This window comes from Psychrobacter sp. 4Dc, from assembly GCF_002836715.1.
In the GTDB taxonomy this organism is placed as follows: Bacteria; Pseudomonadota; Gammaproteobacteria; order Pseudomonadales; family Moraxellaceae; genus Psychrobacter.
Map to the genome: position 1 here is coordinate 1 of NZ_PJAT01000132.1, position 1,751 is coordinate 1,751.

A 1,751-nucleotide genomic window follows, 5' to 3' on the forward strand; every position below is an offset into this window, starting at 1 on the left:
AATAATAAGGTAAAACCATCTAATAATAGATCTATAAGTTCTAGACATTTATCTAGCAACTTATATCCACTACTATTAGGAAATAAATACAATGACGTATAAAAATGTAACTGTCGCTGGAAGCGGCATCCTAGGCTATCAAATTGCTTTTCAGGCCGCATTTCATGGTTTTAATGTCAGTGTCTATGACATCAATGATGAGGTTTTAGAAAAAGCAAAGTCAAAATTTCAATTGATGTGTAAGGCTTTTCGAAAGGATTTGAGGGCAACTCAAGAGCAGCTGGATAAGGCTTTTGATAATCTCAGCTACACCTCAGACTTAGCAGAAGCAATCAAAGATGCTGAGCTGATGATTGAAGCCATTCCCGAGATTCCTGAAATTAAAATCGAATTTTATGAAAAACTTGCCAAACTAGCGCCAGAGAAAACCATCTTTGCGACCAATACCTCTACCTTACTTCCTAGTCAGTTTGCAGAATCAACGGGACGACCTGCGCAGTTTTTAGCGCTACACTTTGCCAATAAAATTTGGATGCATAATGTCGCCGAAATCATGGGGCATCCTGGGACAGATCCTAACGTATTTGATGAGGTTGTTGCTTTTGCTACTGCCATCGGTATGGTGGCAATGCCGCTGGATAAGGAGCAACCCGGCTATATTATGAACAGTTTGTTGGCGCCTTTTATAGATGCAGCTTTGCAATTGGTTGCAAAAGAGGTCGCCGATCCACATACGATAGATAAAACGTGGATGATAGTAACTGGCGCACCGTCAGGTCCCTTTGCCATATTGGATACTATCGGTATCAATACTGCCTACAACATCACGAAGCTATCTGCTGAAAAAACTCAAAACCCTGTAAGGTTTAAGGCTGCTCAATATTTAAAAGAGCAATTAATCGATCAAAACAAACTAGGATTTGCGACTGGTGAAGGATTTTATACTTATCCAAACCCTGCCTTTATGCAACCTGAATTTTTAAAATAATAAATAGCTTTCAAACTGGCTCCAAAACACAAAAGGCCATTCAAGCTGTATATTGCATCGCTTGAATGGCCTTGTCAGTCGCGCATTTTATCTAACTAAATATCTTGATATTAGGGTTTACTTTCGGCGATGACTATCCAAACCTATCTACGTTATGTTTGTTCACTAAAAAGAAAAGTCATATCGCGTCAATGCAACGATCTCAATTGGCACTGCATACTTCCAAGGCATACCGCCCGTACAATAGAACTGGCCATCTTCAAAAGCCACAATGCGAGATGTGAAGTCATTACCTACCTGATCTTCTATAGCGTTCTCATCACTCTCGTCACTCACAGCACACCATATACTTTGATAACCTTCCTCAAGCATTGAACGAGTTAATTCGCTTCCAACAGTTACTGTATCCATGTTGTTACTCCTATTCAATGACAATGATTAGTAAGCTAAACAAGTGGCTTCATAACAACAATTACTTGAGCATCTTCGAACCTGTTATATCTATCGTTGAAAAATATTGGTGACTAGACAGATGAGCTTATAAATAGATAGTACAGATGTATTGTCAACTAGAACAAGAAGTTGTAGATAGGTGGTAGATTTTCATGCATAGGCTGTAAAACTAATCTGCATGCAGAGTATAACAGTCATTATATTGATAGTGAGTTATAGCCCCACGAGACCATCCCAGATTCTGTGTAACTGCCATTTAGATTAAATGCCTGCTTATACGGTCATCAAACATAATCATAAAGCGATTCAA

Annotated in this window: 2 protein-coding genes; one reads left to right on the plus strand and one right to left on the minus strand. The window is 38.9% G+C overall.

The features are described from left to right. Nucleotides 1-91: 91 nt before the first annotated feature. The gene (locus tag CXF61_RS11890; RefSeq protein ID WP_165598337.1) at nucleotides 92-988 is read left to right on the plus strand and encodes a 3-hydroxyacyl-CoA dehydrogenase; all 897 of its coding nucleotides are present in this window, start codon (nucleotides 92-94) and stop codon (nucleotides 986-988) included. Nucleotides 989-1,153: 165 nt separating this feature from the next. On the opposite strand, the gene CXF61_RS11895 is transcribed toward CXF61_RS11890, so the two are convergent. Then, nucleotides 1,154-1,399: a hypothetical protein gene (locus tag CXF61_RS11895; protein ID WP_102078377.1), complete on the minus strand. Its 246-nt coding sequence runs from the start codon at nucleotides 1,397-1,399 to the stop codon at nucleotides 1,154-1,156. Between the last annotated feature and the right edge of the window lie 352 nt (nucleotides 1,400-1,751).

What these genes read in the sequence shown, in the direction of transcription:
- CXF61_RS11895 (WP_102078377.1), bottom strand. Translation starts at nt 1,399, where the DNA reads ATGGATACAGTAACTGTTGGAAGCGAATTAACTCGTTCAATGCTTGAG.
- CXF61_RS11890 (WP_165598337.1), top strand. Translation starts at nt 92, where the DNA reads ATGACGTATAAAAATGTAACTGTCGCTGGAAGCGGCATCCTAGGCTAT.